Annotated in this window: 14 protein-coding genes; 11 read left to right on the top strand and 3 right to left on the bottom strand. The window is 61.9% G+C overall.

The window, feature by feature from the left end:
- Positions 1-5: 5 nt before the first annotated feature.
- Positions 6-320 carry a TrbC/VirB2 family protein gene (locus tag SPI01S_RS10245; protein WP_066721840.1) on the bottom strand — a complete coding sequence of 105 codons (315 nt, stop codon included), beginning with the start codon at positions 318-320 and terminating at the stop codon, positions 6-8.
- Positions 321-681: 361 nt separating this feature from the next.
- On the opposite strand from SPI01S_RS10245, the gene SPI01S_RS10240 reads away from it, so the two are divergent.
- The 4 genes from SPI01S_RS10240 to SPI01S_RS10225 all read left to right on the top strand — a co-directional run bounded on the left by SPI01S_RS10240 (position 682) and on the right by SPI01S_RS10225 (position 5,008).
- Positions 682-1,143 (top strand): hypothetical protein, encoded by a 462-nt coding sequence (locus SPI01S_RS10240; protein WP_066721839.1) that lies wholly within the window; start codon positions 682-684, stop codon positions 1,141-1,143.
- Positions 1,144-1,231: 88 nt separating this feature from the next.
- Positions 1,232-1,759: a hypothetical protein gene (locus SPI01S_RS10235; RefSeq protein ID WP_066721838.1), complete on the top strand. Its 528-nt coding sequence runs from the start codon at positions 1,232-1,234 to the stop codon at positions 1,757-1,759.
- An 836-nt stretch (positions 1,760-2,595) separates the two neighbouring features.
- Positions 2,596-3,939 (top strand): plasmid replication protein RepC, encoded by a 1,344-nt coding sequence (repC, locus tag SPI01S_RS10230; RefSeq protein WP_066721832.1) that lies wholly within the window; start codon positions 2,596-2,598, stop codon positions 3,937-3,939.
- Between the two features lie 166 nt (positions 3,940-4,105).
- Positions 4,106-5,008, top strand: coding sequence for a replication initiator protein A (locus tag SPI01S_RS10225; protein WP_066721830.1), 903 nt, complete (start codon positions 4,106-4,108; stop codon positions 5,006-5,008).
- Between the two features lie 26 nt (positions 5,009-5,034).
- On the opposite strand, the gene SPI01S_RS23030 is transcribed toward SPI01S_RS10225, so the two are convergent.
- On the bottom strand, positions 5,035-5,457 hold the full coding sequence (locus SPI01S_RS23030; RefSeq protein WP_281179436.1) for a lytic transglycosylase domain-containing protein: 423 nt from the start codon (positions 5,455-5,457) through the stop codon (positions 5,035-5,037).
- Between the two features lie 577 nt (positions 5,458-6,034).
- Here SPI01S_RS23030 and SPI01S_RS10220 point away from each other — a divergent pair.
- A complete protein-coding gene (locus tag SPI01S_RS10220; RefSeq protein ID WP_066721828.1) occupies positions 6,035-7,321 on the top strand; it encodes a DUF8535 domain-containing protein in 1,287 nt (428 codons plus the stop codon).
- Positions 7,322-7,334: 13 nt separating this feature from the next.
- Here the strand turns inward: SPI01S_RS10220 and SPI01S_RS10215 are convergent, their stop codons facing one another.
- The gene (locus SPI01S_RS10215; protein WP_066721826.1) at positions 7,335-7,604 is read right to left on the bottom strand and encodes a hypothetical protein; all 270 of its coding nucleotides are present in this window, start codon (positions 7,602-7,604) and stop codon (positions 7,335-7,337) included.
- A 207-nt stretch (positions 7,605-7,811) separates the two neighbouring features.
- Between SPI01S_RS10215 and SPI01S_RS10210 the strand changes: the two genes are divergently transcribed.
- The 6 genes from SPI01S_RS10210 to SPI01S_RS10185 all read left to right on the top strand — a co-directional run bounded on the left by SPI01S_RS10210 (position 7,812) and on the right by SPI01S_RS10185 (position 16,847).
- On the top strand, positions 7,812-8,063 hold the full coding sequence (locus SPI01S_RS10210) for a hypothetical protein (protein ID WP_066721824.1): 252 nt from the start codon (positions 7,812-7,814) through the stop codon (positions 8,061-8,063).
- Positions 8,060-8,920: a DUF7146 domain-containing protein gene (locus tag SPI01S_RS10205; protein ID WP_245653548.1), complete on the top strand. Its 861-nt coding sequence runs from the start codon at positions 8,060-8,062 to the stop codon at positions 8,918-8,920. The genes SPI01S_RS10210 and SPI01S_RS10205 overlap by 4 nt, the downstream gene beginning before the upstream one ends.
- 36 nt (positions 8,921-8,956) lie before the next feature.
- Positions 8,957-13,174, top strand: coding sequence for a strawberry notch family protein (locus tag SPI01S_RS10200; RefSeq protein WP_066721822.1), 4,218 nt, complete (start codon positions 8,957-8,959; stop codon positions 13,172-13,174).
- Positions 13,175-13,278: 104 nt separating this feature from the next.
- Positions 13,279-15,576 (top strand): ParB/RepB/Spo0J family partition protein, encoded by a 2,298-nt coding sequence (locus tag SPI01S_RS10195; RefSeq protein WP_066721820.1) that lies wholly within the window; start codon positions 13,279-13,281, stop codon positions 15,574-15,576.
- Between the two features lie 78 nt (positions 15,577-15,654).
- Positions 15,655-16,545, top strand: coding sequence for an ArdC family protein (locus SPI01S_RS10190; RefSeq protein WP_066721818.1), 891 nt, complete (start codon positions 15,655-15,657; stop codon positions 16,543-16,545).
- A gap of 14 nt (positions 16,546-16,559) precedes the next feature.
- Positions 16,560-16,847, top strand: coding sequence for a hypothetical protein (locus SPI01S_RS10185; RefSeq protein WP_066721816.1), 288 nt, complete (start codon positions 16,560-16,562; stop codon positions 16,845-16,847).
- The last annotated feature ends 345 nt before the right edge of the window (positions 16,848-17,192 follow it).

The following is a 17,192-nucleotide window of genomic DNA, read 5'->3' as shown; positions in this document are numbered from 1 at the left end:
GACGGTCAGATCGTCGCGGTGACGGTCGAAGTGACGATCGGAATGCCGGTGCCGGCGCCGACGCCCACGCCCACCGGGATCGCGACCTGGCTGAGCGAGAAGCGGCCCGAGGCCAGACCCACGACACCACCGGCCAGCGAAAGGACGGTGATGATCTTGCCGCCCGAGCCCTGGAGGAAGTTGGTGAACTGCGTGAGGGCCGTGTCGAACGTCGTGTCGGCACCGGCGAACGCCGGACCTGCCAGCATCGCAGCGGCGATGGCGGCCGTGGCGACAAGACCGGCGGTCTCGGCGCGACGTGCGGTGAACAGAGTCTTCATACGAAAGGTCTCCTTGGACTGGGCGCGGTCACTGCGCCCAAGCCAAGGTTGGCTCACCGGGATTCTCCGGAGCAAACAAACTCGACGGAACTTGGTACGATTAAGAGCATTTCAACGGTTAGCAGGTACGCGACTATGATTCGCGAGAACCGTGTCCCGAAGCCGGGACATGAACTCGGCTATACTCCGACAATAGAGCGACGGTCGTCCCGAAACCGGGACTTGCCACGCGATTCGTGAAAAACCGATTCGATCATTGGCTCCGGCAAGCCTATAACCGGCTGTTAACGACAACATCGTGCGACAGGGTTGCAAACGTCGCAGCGGCCCATTCTGGGCGGGAAAAGGGCGTCTGGGTTTGATGGAACAGGCAAATCGCGAGTGGAGCTGGAATATCTCGGAGGGTTATTTCAGGTTGATAACCGAGAGCATTCGCTTGTTCTCGAACAGCAAGATGACGTTCGGTAGCCTTGCGCAAATCATCGATGAGCGTAGCGCTACTGCGAGTGAGTTGCATAAAAACTATCGTGCCGAAGATTTGAAAAAGCATTTGGAAATCATTCCAACCGACGGCGATTTACCCTTAAAAATTACCATTCTTGAGTCGAGCTACGATGCCATCGATGATTCGATACCCGAGATCGAAAAACTTTTAGGCGACAGTGTTAGTTTCGCTAACGCGGTATCACTGATGCTCTTTGACCTTGTTGTCGAGGAGAATAGAACTGAGTTCGTAACGAAATTCGGGCTCTCGATGCTTGAGGCTAAGGCATACAAAGGGGCTGCAAAGCGTGCAGACGGGAAGGTAGTACCTATCCGATAACTCCCAGGCCTTCATCCACGGCTCATTTTAGGTTGCAAAATGGGACGGCTGATGGTTACTTTTCCCTGTCCTGAACAGGGGGTTTCGTATGCAGTTAGTACCCACTGCGGAGCGATCCGCGGACGAGTGCGGTAGAGCGGAAGTCGAGTATGCCGACTTCTTGGGAGCAATTATCAAGGAGCAGAAGCTCAGCTATAGAGACATCGAGGCAGCGTCGCGCCGGAGGTTAACCAAAAGCCGTTTAGGGCGCATATTCAACGATGATCGATCGAAGCGCTCCCCGATCAAGCTCGGAGAGGTTTACGTTTTGCTCGATGTCTTAAACGTCGGATATTACCAAGCGGCCCTTTCGATACAGCTTATCCGTGAATATCCGCAGGTAGAGCATGATACCTATACCAGTATCGCGATGCTCATATCGAATGCGCTCCAGGGCCTTCCTGAGAGGATATTTGATCTCCTTGCGATGATCGATGGCTTGGAAGCCTCTGATATTTATCCAACTCATGGCAGGCACATCCAGCAGGTGGTGTTGGAGCGGCTTGAGATAGACTATCGTGGCTTCGCTCAGCGCAAGGATCAGCGGATAGCGCTAAGCGCCGTATCGAATTTCTGAGGTAACAGGGTCGCACCTGTCATTTGCTCGCGAGATAAGCGTAATTGGCTCCGCGAGCCGGCTGTTGAGAACTAACTCCAGCCACCACCAATCACCAGAACACACTTTCTAGTCTGACCGCGAAGAGCATCCGGAGGAGGTTCCAGTCGTACGGTCACGGCATGCCCGAAAGCACGAGCCCGCTCGCGTTTCGCACCGATCGGGGGACCGGACGGCCAAACGAGCGCGGTAATCCCGTTTAAGAATGACTATCGGACGTGGCGGATAACACGTTGAAAAATATGCAGCCTAGTTGACGTGATGCCTGATAGCACGAGGCCCGAAACCTGGCTCTCACGGGAAGCGCAGAAGAACACCCCTCGAACATACCCGTCGGGATCTGCCCCGAATCGGTGGCCAAGGAAGCGTCCCAGGGGCTGGGACGGGCGAACAGAAGGCAAATAGGCGCGACGCGATACCTGAAAGCACGAGGACGCGAGGCGACGCGTTACCTGAAAGCACGAATGTTCGGGCACGCGATACCCGAAAGCACGAACTTTTGCGTGCAGCTATACCCGATAGCACGAACCAAAGGTGAAGACCGGCAACGATGACGGTGTCTATCGTGGCCATGACCTTCGAGGCGGACCAAGTGTGCGTCCACGAAGGTGAAGATCGCAAACAGGAGACTCGAGCAGAGCGCAGCCACCGGCCTATGGCCGACAAGGTCAAATGGGTTTGAGCCCGGTCGATGAGCGGCCTCGAAACCACCGCTGAACAAGCAGATCCTTTTCGCGCCGATTGGTAGCCACGGGATCTCTTTGCCTGCACGGGCTCCAGTACCGGAGAACCGAACGATGACTCATGCCCTGCGCCCTGGAGCGGGACTGCGCAAGTATGACCAGGCGGCAGCAACCGCCGACGCGTTCGCCGCGAAATTCGATGGCGTGGACCTGTCGCTTTCACCGGGGAAGGTGCTGATCGCCCTCAAGAGGGCCGCCAGCTACGAGCGCATTCCTCTCCGAGTTATCACCTTGATCGATCTGCTGTTTTCCTGGACGAAGCCGCAGGATTGGATGCCAGGTTCGACCCCGGTGGTCTGGCCGAGCAACGCACTTCTCGCTGAAAAGCTGGGTGTAGGCGTTAGACAGGTACAGAACATCCTGAAGCAGGCACAGCAGCTCGGCTTGATCGCCTTTCGCGACAGCCCCAATGGACATCGAGGCGGCCAGAGAGCCGCAAATGGCGCTCTCCGCTGGGCGTACGGGATCGTTCTGGCACCGATCGGCGCGCGGTACCGTGAATTCGTCGAGATTGCGGAACGAGGCGCGGCCAAGGACAAGGAGCTGGAGGTTCTCAATCGGCGCCTCAAGGCCTGCCGGCGCAAGGTTCGAGAGCTGGCTCAGACCGTAGTCGATAGGGACTTGCTGCACGTGGACGGCGATCGAGAGCTTGCGCTGGTCCACATGGCGGCTGCCCAGCTGAAGGGATCGCGTGATCCTGATCTGCTACGTTCGTGCGTTGAGCAGATGGAGGAGAGAGAGAAAGCCTTGGCTGAGGAAGTTAGGCTGGCGCTGACCGAGAAATCCAACATGGCGATGGAAGAAATTTCATGCACGCATGAAGCTGGCTTCGCCCACATAACAACTACAAACCAAATTCAATCTGCTAAAGCAGTTACAGGTAGTGGCTCAGCAGAGAGCAGTAGTCGCGGATCGGTCACGCTCAGGTCCGCCGAGGAATCGCTGGTGGAAAAGGATCTCGCGATTCATGGGGTCACGCCATCCTTCCTGGCCGAAGTGGCGCCCGACATCTGCGCGGACCTTCTCCATGACGATCGGCCATGGGGTGTTGTCGTTGCGACTGCCGAGAGGTTGTCTGCCCAGCATCAAATTCCCGCACATGCCTGGAGGGAAGCCTGCCGCGTGATGGGGGTACGAGGCGCCGCAGCTTCGGTCATTGCTACGATCCAGAAATTTCGCTCAGGGGACGTGCGAAAGCCTGGTGCGTACCTGCGCGGGATGAGTGAAAAGGCCGCTAAGGGCGAGCTTCACTTAGGAAGGACCATGCACGGTCTGAAGGAGGCGAACCGCGCGCTAGCAGTCCGCTGCATGGAGACGACAGCGACCGCCAGGCCGATAGGAGCTCTACTTCGCTCGCTGGATGGGACGGCCCAAGGCATGCTGAGACGACATACCTGAAAGCACGAGCGCGACCCGCCAATCGGCCCATTTCGGCTTTCGCTCGGCAGTGCCACGGGCCAGATGGTGAACAAATGCTCGTGCTATCGGGTATGCCGTGTCCATTGGGGCTGACCGCAGGCTAGAGATCGCATATTCTCCGACCGGAGAATCCGAGGAAAGAGGGATGACCAAGACAATCAGCGCCCCGATGCAGGGTCGGCTTTTCGATCGCTTGGACAGCCCGATGACCGGGAAGGTCCGCGGCGAGCGCAGCGTCATGGACTTCCCGCTCTTCGCGCTGTCGAAGAAGCCTCAAATGGAGGAGATCCGCTACGAATTCGGCGACGTGAAGATCCAGATCAAGCCTAGTTCCATGGGTATCGCAACCATGTGGGACAAGGAAATCTTGATTTATGTTTCTTCGGTCATAGCCAATCGGATGCAGGATCTTGGCGAATCTGGTCGAGAGGTGAAGTTCAACACGCACGACTTTTTCCGCGTGACGGGCGTAAATCGTCCTTCTAAACGCGATTACGAGCGGTTTTCTGACGCTTTGGCTCGCCTTCAGGGCACCCAGATTCAGACTAACATCGAGACCGGGAACCGAGGAACGCGAGGCTATTTCTCCTGGTTTTCGGAAGCGCACTCAGAGACTCGCCGCCTGCCAGATGGGACGGTTCAGTTAGAATCGGTACGAGTCATGATCTGTGATTGGCTAGCTCGAGCTATTACCTACGATAACCGAATGTATAATTATCACTCAGATTACTTCAAACTGGGTTCGATCGAACGGCGTATCTACGAGCTTGCCCATTGCTATAGCGATAGCGGGGATTACGAAGTTCCACTCGAATATTTAGCGTCGAAGATCGGGTCGCAAGCCGGAACAGCGAAGTTTCGCCAGCAGCTCAAGAAGGTCGAGAGCGAGGACCGGCTCCCCGAGTATGAAATAGCGATTCACGACGTCGTGTCGAACGACAAGGTCGAGGACGCTAGGGGCCGCAAGATTCGAAAGCAGCAGACCATGGTTGTGCTAAGGCGTCGGCAGCAAAAGCGCGCCTCGAAGGAACGACTGGCGGCCGCCTGAGAGCACGCCACCGGCGTCGACTGCCTTTAAAAGCTTAAGACACTCGCTTCCCGACGTAGCGGCTTCCGTTCGATAGGGCTCGCCTGAAGCACGGGACCTGTCCCGAGGGACGACCATTTATTGATGATGGACGCTACATATTTTTGTGTTTCGCTTATCCGCGGCACGCTGGCTTTCACGCGCCCTGGTCCTGCATTGTAAGCAGCTAGGGCAAGGTGCACCTGACCATATCGGTCCAGTTGTTGGCGGAGATAACGGGCACCGCCGCGGAGATTCTGGACGACATCGTATCGGTCCACTCCCAGACCAGCCGCTGTGCCTGGCATTAGTTGCGCAAGGCCATAAGCCTTGGCGCTTGAGACTGCGAGCGGGTTATAGCGACTCTCCTGCATAATAACCGCGTCGAAGAGGCCAACTGGGATCCCGTGCTCGCACGCGATGGCACTCATCATCGAGTAGTAGCTCGCGCGCCGCACCTCGGCCGCGTAGCCAAGCAAACCTGAGGGCGCATAGGGCACCGGGGCGCAGCCAGGTGTGTATGGAAGCGACGGGAAGCTTGCCCTGGCGCGCATCCATGCCGGGACAGCAATCGAAGAGACGGGCGCGACCCGCGCGAGTCCGGGTACGGGGTGCTCCAGGGCCGGTCGCGGGTCGCCACCGAACCCCTGCGCCATCTGAAATTCGACATACTGCCGGCTCAGATCGTGGACCCGAAAGGCACTCAGCATGGCGTCCGAGACCGCAGATTGAGGCGGTTCCGGTGGCCCGCTCTGTCGCGAAGGAGAACTGTCGACAACAGCGCCTTGAGCGGCGCCGAGCTGGATGAGCTGCACCTCTCGCGAGGGACGGTTTTGCGCCGCAGCTGACGTCACAAGGGCGGCACTGACGGCGGAAGCGAAGTATATCGAGCGCAGCATTTGGGCTCTCCGATGTGCGTTTAAGGAAGTGGAAAGCGAGGGGGAAAGCTTGTCAAGCGCGGGCAACGTAGAGACATTCTATTCGACCGCTGATTTGGAAGCCGGAGCAATGTGGCTTATAGACCGCGACACCCCAGGACTTGACCGGTCCAGGATCCCACTTCCCCCCATCGTGCGCGAGGCGTTGGTGCGCTGGTATGTCGGAGAGGGCAGTCACCACGACGAAATCGCCGGCATCCACCTGGTGCAGCAGGCGCGCATCGGCATGAAATGGATCGCCTGCGACTGCCTCGGCCGAGAGAAGGCTCCGCCGATCCTGACACCGGCATACCTTTCCGAAGCCGAAACCTATTACCTACGTCGGCTGACTCAGCGACCAGAACATCGTGAGGACTGCCCCTTCTTCCGCGACCAGGCCACTAACCGGGTGACCGAGGTGCGATCACGGGCGACGGCCAACGAGCCCCCAGCAGGGTTTTTCTCGGTCTTGAAGCCGGCGCCGGAGAACCTGTCGAAGCGCCCCGAGAGCGATATCACGGATGATCGCACGCGAAATGCATCGACGCCGCGCCTCGCGCGGCTGCTCTGGCGCCTGATGGATACGAGCGGTGTAAATGTGATCGCGCCACTTGCGGCTCATGAAGAATGGTCAATCCGCGAGAACTTTCAAGCAATTGGCCGCGCAGCAGCCCAGATCGAAATTGCTCCAGGCATCGAGCTTGCCCGAGCATTTTGGACGCACCATCGCCCGCTCGAGGCAAAAGCGGTTTACGCCACGCTCAGACGCCTCAGCCAGGATTGGCCCTCCGAGCATGAACCCCAGGGCTTCGTTCTGCTCTTCTCGAAAGGCCACAAGGCGAACGAGATCTTCCTGACGAACGGGGAGAGCGTCTCGGTCGCCAACCGAGTGCAATCGCCGGCGGTCCGCGGCAACCCGGTCCATGGACCTTTTCTCACGATGATCGTCGTGGGCAAATATCCTGAAGCGCGGGGCTATTCGCCGCTGCGCGCCTATGCCCAGCCCATCTACAACGGTCGCCTGTTCGTGCCCGTCGACTCCCAGCTCGAGCGCGATGCGCTCCGTGATTTGCTCGAGGTGCAGCGCCGACTTCACCGGGAAAACGTCGATGTGGCGATCAGGAAGCCGATCTTCGACAGCCAAACACCGGCGGGCAATTGCCGACCCGACTTCATTATCGAGGCGCGGTCGCGTCGAACGGGAGAGATCAAGACGCTGGTTATTGAGGTGATGGGCTTTGAAAATGATACGTACCGAGCGTCAAAAGCGGTCACGCATCCGAGAATGTCTCACCTAGGCACACTTTCCATACTGTCCGCAGGGGAAATTGAAGCGGGCAATGGAGCGCACCATATCCTACAGGAACTGAACCTGTAGCGAGGCAATAGCCTTAGCTCCAAGCCATGGAGGCAGCGAAATAGCTTACAATACCAAGCGTCACGGGCGTCGAGAGCAGATATAGCTTTTGCCACCGCCACCACGCCTTCGGCAGGAAGAGAACCGCGCCCTTCAGCGTCCCCACCTCTGCCCAGGCTCGATCCTTCCAAAGACCATGGAGAGTAACGGAGACCGAAAGCGCCATAGCGATCGCGCAGCACAGGCCTGCGGCGAGATAGATCGCAATCCAGTTGCTGATCTCGATCGGGGAAAGCTGGGTCACACATACCTCGATACGTCGGCACCTGCCTTCAACAGGTGCATCATGGTCACAGTTCCGAAACTATAATCAAGCGACCTTAGCGCACGGTAAATGCATGAGGCGGAGAGAAGAGGGGGAGAGGGATGATGAGCTCAACCGTGAAAAGTCACGGACCTGGGCTGATCCAGAGCAGCCGCGCCGCTCGCCATCTCACCGAAAGCTTGAGCCATGCCGAACATAATCTTGTTCATCCGCGAACCGGGAAAGCCAGACCTGGCCGGCGCCCATGAAAGCCATAGGGCGGCCAAGGCAGCGCTTCTTGAACACGTGAAAGCGCATTGGACCTTCGCCGACATGGCTATGCCCAAGGATCCAGCACGCGCGATCAGAGCGTTCTTCGCGCGGACAGGGGGCAAGTATGTCATCGCCGAAGTCGAAGGCGGGGCGCTTGACGAATTGAGCTTCCCCGGAGAGGCATGATGTCTCTGATCGCAAGGCGCCCAAGCCAGGAGCTGGTCGACCTCGTGGCCACACTCGACGGACGTTGGGACGGATACCGGGCCATGTGCCGATGCCCTGCGCATCAGGATTCCACCCCCAGCCTCTCGATCCGGCAGGGCGATCGAGGCATCCTCGTGAACTGCTTCGCGGGTTGCGCAAGCGAGGACGTGCTTCGAGAACTTGCGCGGGTCCGCGTGACCGGAAGCCATCCGATGCCGGAGGCACGCCCTACCGGCACAGCGAACGTGGCGAAGATCTGGGAGGAGGCGGGACCGGTGCGCGGGACGCTCGGTGAGCGTTACCTATGGCGCCGCGGACTTCCGCCAGACCTGAACGACATTCGCTTCCATCCCCGTTGTCCGCATCATCCAAAGCCGCACACCGTCTACAAGCCGGCGCTTTTGGTGGCCGCGCGCGAGGGCAACAACCTGGTCGCGGTCCAACGGATCTTCCTCGATCCGGAAACGGCTTGGTATACCGAGAAGGTGACGCTCGGTCGCTTGGGAGCCGGGGTCTGGCAGGGCGGCGGCTATTCCAGCACCATCGGCCTTGCCGAGGGCATGGAGACGGCGGCCAGCTACTCGCAGCTCAAGGACGTTCCCTGCTGGGCTTCGTTTGGCACGCGGCGGTTCGATCTCTGCCGGATCCCTGAGAGCGTCACCAAGCTGATCCTTGCCGGCGATCCTGATGGTCCTGGCCGCCTTGCCGTCACCAAGGCCATCCAGCGGTACGTGACCAGCCAACGGATCGTCCTCGTCGACTATTCGCCCAAGGGCAGCTCCGATTGGGCTGCGGTGCTCCAGCGGCAGAAGAGAGGAGAGGGAGGGGAGGGGTGAGGCTGCGCGTGGGCGCGGCAAAGCCAGGAGATCCCCATGCCCGACCTTATCGACCTTGCGACGCGGCCGCCGGCAGATGCCGCCACCGAGATCGCTGGCCTACTGGCAACAGGCGCAAAGATCACTCGCAAGGATCTCAATGCGGCCATGACCAACACGCTGGGCGGCAGCGATGCCGAAGGCTTTTGGACGCAGCGCGACAGCTTCGAAGCGCTCGAGCGAGCACTTACCATCTACCTGCAGGGCCGTCCGTACCCGCTGCAACGCATTGGCGATGTGGCATCGGCGATTGATCTGATGACGCGACTTCCGACGCAGACCGTGCGCAGCGAAGAGCAGCTGCTTTTCCAGCAGTTCTCGACCCCCGCAGACATTGCGGCGATCGCCGTGCTCATGGCTGCGATCGGGCCCGATGACGTCGTGCTCGAACCGAGCGCGGGTAACGGCCTGTTGATTGCCCAAGCACCAGCGTGCGCGGTGCTGCAGCTGAACGAGATCGATGACGTGCGGCGCGCCGGACTGACGCGGGGCTTCGCGGCCGCGACCATCACGGCGGATGACGGGGCCATGCTGGTGACCAAGCATGCCGCGCTGGCGCGGCCAACTGTGGTGCTGATGAACCCGCCCTTCGCGCGAAGCCTCGGCCGCGGGGCCGACGACCTGGCCGCAGCCCGCCACCTGATGGCGGCGCTCCGACGGGTCCGCCCCGGAGGCCGCGTGGTGGCGATCATGCCGGATTGGTTCACGAACAGCGCTCGAATGCGGGATGCCTATGCCAAGGTCCTGGCGGGTTCGTCTGTCCGCACCTCCCTCCGGTTGGAGAGCTGCTATCGCAAGCATGGCACCGACGTCGCCGTGCGGCTCTACGTCATCGATAAGGTGCCGGAGACGCTGGAAGCCGTGACGATCCAGCGGGTCAGTGTCGCTGAGTTCCTGGACGTCATCGAGGTGCCCGCGCGCGCGGAGCTGAAGGCAGGCCAACTGCCGATCGCCGCCGCGCCGGCTCGGCCGTCGCTATTCGGGGCGAGCCGGAACGCAAGGCCGGCGGCGGAGCGCAAGATCGAAGCAGCAAAATCGCATGCTGTTCTGCCGGTTACGTATGCCAGGCTGGAGGAGCCGGCGCCGCTCGGCGAGCAGGTCGGCATCTATCTGCCGTATCGTCCGAGCCGGATCGTCTTCGACGCTGCCGGCGAGCACCCGACGGCACTGGTCGAATCCGTGGCCATGGCCTCGATCGTCATGCCGGTGCCGAACCATGTCCCGCAGCTGCCGGAGCGCATCGTTTCCGAACGTCGGCTCTCCGCGGCGCAGCTTGAGACGGTGGTTTATGCCGGGCACGCGTGGGAGAACTATCTCCCCGGCAAGTGCCGCCCCGCCAAGGAAGGCGTGACGATCGTCCTACACGAGGAAGGCCGCCTCTATCGAATGGGCTTCTTCCTGGGTGACGGCACCGGCGCCGGCAAGGGGCGCCAGATCGCCGCCTGCATCCTCGATCAGTGGCTGCGCGGGAAGCGCCGGCACATCTGGGTGTCGAAAAACGAACCGCTCCTTGAGGACGCGCGGCGCGATTGGGCGGCGCTCGGAGGGCTGTCCGGTGACGTGCAGCCCATTTCCAACTGGAAGATCGACGAGAAGATCACGCTGCAGGAAGGCGTGCTGTTCGTCACCTATCCGACCCTGCGGTCAACCCGCGGCGATGCCGATCGCCTGCAGCAGATCCTGACCTGGGCAGGTGAGGATTTCGACGGCGTGATCGCCTTCGATGAAGCCCATGAGATGGGCGGCGTTGCCGGCGGCGAGGGCGCGCTCGGACCCAAGGAAGGATCACAGCAGGGCATATGCGGCGTTCTGCTCCAGAACCACCTGCCTGACGCCCGCGTGCTCTACGCATCGGCGACGGGCGCTTCCGACATCAACAACCTCGCCTATGCCGTCCGTCTCGGCCTGTGGGGGCCGGAGACCTCCTTCGCCACCCGGGAAGAGTTCATCTCGAATATCCGGCTTGGCGGGATTGCTTCGATGGAGCTGGTCGCGCGCGACCTGAAGGCGCTCGGCGTCTATATCGCACGCGCGCTCAGCTTCGCCGGCGTAGAGTACGAGGTGCTGCGCCACAGCCTTACGCCGGGGCAGATCGAGATCTACGACACCTATTCCGAGGCCTGGTCGATCATCCATCGCAACATGGAGCGGGCGCTCGAGATGACGGGTGTGGTCGACGGCTTCGGGGGAGGGACGCTCAACTCCGGCGCCAAGGCCGCGGCACGGTCCCGCTTTGAATCCTCCAAGCAGCGGTTCTTCGGGCAGGTGCTACTCAGCATGAAGATGCCGACGGTGATCCCGGAGGTAGAGCGCCACCTGGCTGCAGGGCAGTCGGTCGTGTTCCAGCTGGTGACGACGGCCGAGGCGTTGCTCGATCGCCGGCTCGCCCAGATGAGCCCCGAGGAGCGCGCCGAGATCACCCTCGATCTGTCCCCCACGCAGATCTGCGTCGACTATCTGATGCGCGCCTTCCCGACAGCCCAGATGGAAGAGAGCGTCGATGCCAACGGCAATGCCTTCTCACGGCCGATGTATGACGGCGGCAATCCGGTTCACAATCCGGAAGCGATTGCTGCCCGCGACAACCTCATCGAGCACATTTGCGCGCTGCCGCCGATCAAGACGGGCCTTGACGCTCTCCTCGACCATTTCGGTCCCGATCGGGTGGCCGAAGTGACGGGGCGGACGAAGCGGCTCGTCACCGGCGCCGATGGCCGGCAGCTGGTCGAAAGCCGCTCGCCCCGCATGAACCAGGTCGAAGCCGCCGCCTTCATGGAAGGCCGTAAGCGGATCCTCCTGTTCTCGGACGCCGGCGGCACGGGCCGATCGTATCACGCAAGCCTCGACGCCAGGAATCAGGAGCAACGGGTTCACTTCCTGCTCGAGCCTGGTTGGCGCGCCGACCGCGCGATCCAGGGGCTCGGCCGCACGCACCGTACCCATCAGGCGAACACCCCCCTGTTTCGCCCCGTCACCACCGACTGCAAAGGCGAGCTCCGCTTCACCTCGACCATCGCCCGCCGGCTCGATACGCTGGGGGCGCTGACGCGAGGGCAGCGGCAGACCGGCGGCCAGAACCTGTTCGATCCCAAGGACAATCTTGAGAGCCAGTACGCCAAGGATGCGCTGCACACCTGGTTCCGGCTCCTTCACTACGGGAAACTGAAAAGCGTGACCTGCGAAGCTTTCGAGGCACGCACAGGGCTGTCTCTGCGCGAGCAGGACGGAACGCTGAAGGAGGAGCTGCCGCCCATCCAGCGCTGGCTCAACCGCCTGCTGGCGCTGCCAATCGCCATGCAGAACAGCATTTTCGAGGAGTTTCTCGCGCTCGTGGAAACCCGCGTCGAGAAGGCTCGCGAAGCGGGCACGCTGGACGTTGGCGTGGAGACGATCATGACCGAAACGGCGCGTGTGATCGATGACACGCTCCTGCGCACCGATCCGCGCACCAACGCTACATCGCATCTCCTGACGATCGAGATTGCGCGAAAGCGCAGCGTGATGTCGCTTAGCCGAGTGCTCGAGCGGGCCGAGGCCTTCAGAGACGCTACCTTCGTGCGCAACGCCCGCTCCGGCATGGTGGCCCTACGAACGCGCGCGGACTCCTGGATGGGGGACAATGGCGAACCGATCCTGCGGGTCGAGCTCCAGCGGCCGAGCCGGCGCGAGTTCATGCGCGAGGCCGATCTGTTCGAGAGCGCGTGGGAACCCATCGATCGCGCGAGCTTCACCGCCGAGTGGGAGGCGGAGGTGGCCGAGGCGGCCGAGAAGCTGGATGTGGAGACCATCCGGCTAGCCACGGGTCTACTGCTGCCGATCTGGTCGGCCCTTCCCCGGGATCACCTCGCCGTTCACCGCGTCGTCGACAAGGCCGGAAACAGCTGGCTCGGCCGCCTCGTGTTCGACCAGCACGTCGTCGATCTCTTCACCAAGCTCGGCATCTCCAAGACCGAGGATATGCCGGCACGTTCGATCATCGACGCCGCGCTTTCGGGACGACCGATGGAAATCAACCAGCCTTTCCCGATGACAATCAGGCGTTCGCGCGTGAACGGGAGCGAGCGGATCGAGATCGAAGGCGCTCCGGCGAGCCAGCTGCCGTGGTTCAAGTCGCTCGGCTGCTGGACGGAGCTGATCAACTTCAAGACCAGGCTGTTCGTGCCCACGACGGACAAGGCAGCCTCGATTATCGAGACGATCATGCAGCCCCGTTGAGGCCTGTAGCCCCGGCTGCGCCGACATGCCCGTGGCTCTGAGAGAGGAGGGAGAAAGGGAGGGGTGTCCGGAAAAAGCCGGACATCCAGAAGGAGACCCTGACCATGACGAAGCCTGCAATTCAGACGGTGAAGCTGGCCAAGCTGCAGCTTTCCGCCATCAACGTCCGCACGCCGCGAGGCGACCTGATCGAGCAGCTGGCGGCCGACGTGGACGCGCGCGGCATCATCCAGAACCTGATCGTGGCGCCGCTGAAGAAGCCGCGGGGCAACTACGCGGTGATCGCCGGCAGCCGCCGCTACCGCGCTCTAATGCTCCTCTCCGAGCGCGGCCAGATCGATGCGGCCCAGTACGACGTGCCCGTGATGGTCATCGAGGCCGATGACGCGGCACTCTCGGAAACCTCACTCGCCGAGAACTTCCACCACCTGGCCATGTCGCCGGCGGACGAATGCCGCGCATTTCAGCACTTCATCGGCGAGAACGGCGACCTCGATGCCGTCGCCAAGCGGTTCGGCGTCACCCGCAAGTTCGTGGAAGGCCGCCTCCGCCTCGCCGCCTTGGCCGAGCCCATCTTCAACGCGCTCGCTGAAGGCAAGATCACGCTCGACATGGCGAAGGCCTACGCGACTACCCCCAGCCACGATCGCCAGCTGACGGTCTGGAACACCTACAAGAACTACAGCTACAACTCGGACGCGATCCGCCGCGTCATCCTGAATGAGACGATGAAGTCGACCGAGCCGGTGGCGATCCTCGTCGGCGCTGACCGCTATGTCGCCGCCGGCGGCGTGATCGAGAGCGATCTGTTCAGCGACAACGGCGATAGCTGGGTCAACCGGGAGATCGCCGAGGGCATCGCCGCCAAGCTCATGGAAGAGGAAGCTGCTCGCCTCGGCGAAGAGCTGGGATTGGGCTGGGTGCGGCCGATTGCATCGAGCAGCACCTGGGAAGTCGCGCGCGAGCTGCACCGCGTGAATCTGCCGAGCGAACCGATGACGGAGGCGCACCATGCCCGCATCGGCGAGATCGATGCGCGTCTCGGGGCGATCGAGACCGAGATGGAGGACGAGGAGCTCAGCCGGGAGGCTTTCAGCGCTCTCGAGATCGAGGCCGAGGCACTCCAGGACGAGCGCACCGGGCTCCATAATCGGCCAAAGATTCTGCCCGACGAGCTGAAGCCGCGCGTGGGCCGGATCCTCTCACTGACGCAAACCGGCGAGATGCGGCTCGAGCCCGAATACTATAGCGAGACCCCGCTGCGGGTGACACCGATCGTGGAAGAGCCGGTGCGCGGCCAAGGCGACGATGGTGAAGGCGTCGACGGCGGCGGCTCCAGCGAGGCCGAAGACGGCGACGAGGTCGAAGGGCGAATCACCGGTTGGCAGATCGAGGAAGGCCAGAGCGGCCGCGCCGGCGGCGGCGGTTCGACGGCACCCGTGAAGCCGATCGCCGCGGCGCCCGACGGCAAGGCGCTCAGTCAGGTGCTCTTTGATCAGCTGGCGGTGCAGCGTCGCGACGTTTTGGGCGCAGCGCTCCTCGGCAATCCGGCGCTCGCGCTCGACTTCATGCTGTTCGCTATGGTCGACGAGCGCGGTTCCTACAGCATGGGTCAAAGCGGCACGACCATCAAGGCGAGCCGCCCCGATGATCCCGTGCGCGGCGATGCCGTACCGCCGTCCAAGGCCCGCGACTATATCAACGAGTTCGCCGAGGCCCTGGAAGACGGGTGGCGCGACGGGGAGACGAAGGTCGATCGGTTCGAAGCGTTCCGCCTGCTCAGCGACGAGGCCAAGGCGCAGTGGATGGCCTGGGTGGTCGCCACCTCGCTGACCGCCAAGGACTGCTACGGTCTGGCAGACTCGAATCCGCTGCAGAACCGGCTCGCGACCATCCTCAAAGTCGACGTCGCGTCCTGGTGGCGGCCGACTTCGCTCAACTACTTCGATCGCATCTCCAAGGGCGCCATCCTGTCGCTTCTGGACGAAGTTGGAGGGCCTGCGCTGTCGGGTCGCCACGCGACGCAGAAGAAGTCGGAAATTTCCGAATCCTGCCAGAAGCTGTTCGCCGGCGAGGCGATCATCGAGGCCGAAGTTCGCGAGGTGGTCACACGCTGGGTGCCGGAGGCGATGCGGTTCACCGAGGCCGCACCGGCGAAGCCGAGCGGGGGCGGGGCCGAGGACGACGCCGATCTGGGTCCGACGGACGATGCCGGCGCCAGTGAGGACGACCTCAGCCTAGGCGACGAGGACGATCTGCAGCTGAACGCGCTCGATGAGGATGATCCCGAAGAAGACGGCGTGGGTCTGCCGATCAGCGACGACGACGATCTGACCGACGAGCGCGAGGCCGAAGACGACTTCAGCGTGAACGACAGCCTCCACGCGATCGCGGCCGAATAGTTTCCAGCCTCCTTCTGGAACCCCTGGCACCGCCGGCGGCAAGCCCGTCGGCGGTGCTCTTTTTGGAGGACCCCGATCATGAACAGCATCGCCGAAGAGGTGACGAAGCTGCTGCTGCAGAAGCTCGAGCAAGGCATTGTGCCCTGGAAGCGGCCATGGTCGCTCACCGGCGACGGGGGACGCCCGCTACGGCACGAGGGGACGCCCTACACCGGCATCAACTGCCCGTGGCTTTGGAGCATGGCGGACAGCCGCGGCTACAAGAGCCGTTATTGGATGACGAAGCGCCAGGCCGACGAGCTGGGCGGCCGCGTGCGCAAGGGCGCCGAGGCGACCATTTCGATCTATGCATCGAGCTTTCGAAAGCGGGGCAAGTCGCTGCTGACGGGTGAGACCACCGTGCAGGTGATCCGCTTCCTGCGCAGCTATCTGGTCTACAACGCCGACGAGATCGACGGCTTGCCGGCATGGTACTACCCGAGGCCCGTCGCCCCAACGCCGACGCTGCTGTCGCTACGTCAGGAGGCGATCGACGCCTTCTTCGAGCAGATCCCGTCTGTGGTCCGCTATGGCGGCAGCGAAGCGTATTTCTCGCCGCTCAGCGATCACATCCAGATGCCGAAGCTCGCGCACTTCGCCTCGGCCGACTTGTTCGCATCGACGCTTGCGCACGAGCATGTTCACTGGACAGGGGCGCGCAGTCGGCTGGATCGGACCTTCGGCAAGCGCTTCGGCGACAAGGCATATGCATTCGAGGAGCTGGTTGCCTGCCTCGGCCAATCCTTTATCTGTGCCGAACTCGGGCTGCCGACCGAGCTTCACGACAACCATGCGAGCTATCTCGACACATGGATCCGTGTCCTGAAGGACGATAAGGCCGCGGTCTTCCTCGCCTCCACCAAGGCCGAGCAGGCGGTCAGATACCTACATGTCTTTGCCTCGGCGACGCCTGTCGCCAAGGCCGCCTGACGGAGGAACGTCACATGGGTTGGCTGGAAATGAGCCGAACGTCGATGGGCGGGCATGAGACGCCCAAGGCATATCTCGACGCGCAGTTTACCTACGAGAGGGAGGTCGACGGTGCCAAGCGCGGTCACAGGGTGCTTGCATCCACCTGCGTGAACAATCGCGTGTGGTACGGCGCCGTCCAGCAGGTGGACAACGGCGTCCCCGGCGAGGTCTTCGCAATCGTGTGCCTGGTCAAATGGAACCCGCGCTCCAGGAGCGGATACCATTTCGCTTACAAGGACAGTGCGCCGTTGCGGCGCTGAAATGGAGTATCAGTGATGATGAGGTAAGTTGAGAATGCCTCTGCTCGCCGGACTAACCTCGGGCCTCACAAGGTCTGAAATCCCGAAAGGGACGGGGAACAATAGCATGTTCGGAAAAGGCCAGATGCGTCTTAGTCGCAAATGGAGGCGATGACGGTCAGGGCAAGGTGCGTATGGTGAAGGCTACACTGCTTAAATCCCAGTCTGCAGCAATCTATATAGCGATACTGGCGAAAGCGACTGTCACGCCAGGTCCGGATGATGACAGCGGTCTCATGTCTTGGCCGCCTGTTTCTCAGCCCCTCCGGTGCGCCTCTCGTCGAGGGGTTTAGTGGACGAACGGGA

The sequence above is a fragment of the Sphingomonas pituitosa NBRC 102491 genome (assembly GCF_001598435.1).
Classification (GTDB): domain Bacteria; phylum Pseudomonadota; class Alphaproteobacteria; order Sphingomonadales; family Sphingomonadaceae; genus Sphingomonas; species Sphingomonas pituitosa.
Note: the sequence above shows the minus strand (reverse complement) of the source record. Positions and strands in the feature narration are given on the sequence as shown.

What these genes read in the sequence shown, in the direction of transcription:
- SPI01S_RS10245 (WP_066721840.1), bottom strand. Translation starts at nt 320, where the DNA reads ATGAAGACTCTGTTCACCGCACGTCGCGCCGAGACCGCCGGTCTTGTC.
- SPI01S_RS10240 (WP_066721839.1), top strand. Translation starts at nt 682, where the DNA reads ATGGAACAGGCAAATCGCGAGTGGAGCTGGAATATCTCGGAGGGTTAT.
- SPI01S_RS10235 (WP_066721838.1), top strand. Translation starts at nt 1,232, where the DNA reads ATGCAGTTAGTACCCACTGCGGAGCGATCCGCGGACGAGTGCGGTAGA.
- repC (WP_066721832.1), top strand. Translation starts at nt 2,596, where the DNA reads ATGACTCATGCCCTGCGCCCTGGAGCGGGACTGCGCAAGTATGACCAG.
- SPI01S_RS10225 (WP_066721830.1), top strand. Translation starts at nt 4,106, where the DNA reads ATGACCAAGACAATCAGCGCCCCGATGCAGGGTCGGCTTTTCGATCGC.
- SPI01S_RS23030 (WP_281179436.1), bottom strand. Translation starts at nt 5,457, where the DNA reads ATGAGTGCCATCGCGTGCGAGCACGGGATCCCAGTTGGCCTCTTCGAC.
- SPI01S_RS10220 (WP_066721828.1), top strand. Translation starts at nt 6,035, where the DNA reads ATGTGGCTTATAGACCGCGACACCCCAGGACTTGACCGGTCCAGGATC.
- SPI01S_RS10210 (WP_066721824.1), top strand. Translation starts at nt 7,812, where the DNA reads ATGCCGAACATAATCTTGTTCATCCGCGAACCGGGAAAGCCAGACCTG.
- SPI01S_RS10205 (WP_245653548.1), top strand. Translation starts at nt 8,060, where the DNA reads ATGATGTCTCTGATCGCAAGGCGCCCAAGCCAGGAGCTGGTCGACCTC.
- SPI01S_RS10200 (WP_066721822.1), top strand. Translation starts at nt 8,957, where the DNA reads ATGCCCGACCTTATCGACCTTGCGACGCGGCCGCCGGCAGATGCCGCC.
- SPI01S_RS10195 (WP_066721820.1), top strand. Translation starts at nt 13,279, where the DNA reads ATGACGAAGCCTGCAATTCAGACGGTGAAGCTGGCCAAGCTGCAGCTT.
- SPI01S_RS10190 (WP_066721818.1), top strand. Translation starts at nt 15,655, where the DNA reads ATGAACAGCATCGCCGAAGAGGTGACGAAGCTGCTGCTGCAGAAGCTC.
- SPI01S_RS10185 (WP_066721816.1), top strand. Translation starts at nt 16,560, where the DNA reads ATGGGTTGGCTGGAAATGAGCCGAACGTCGATGGGCGGGCATGAGACG.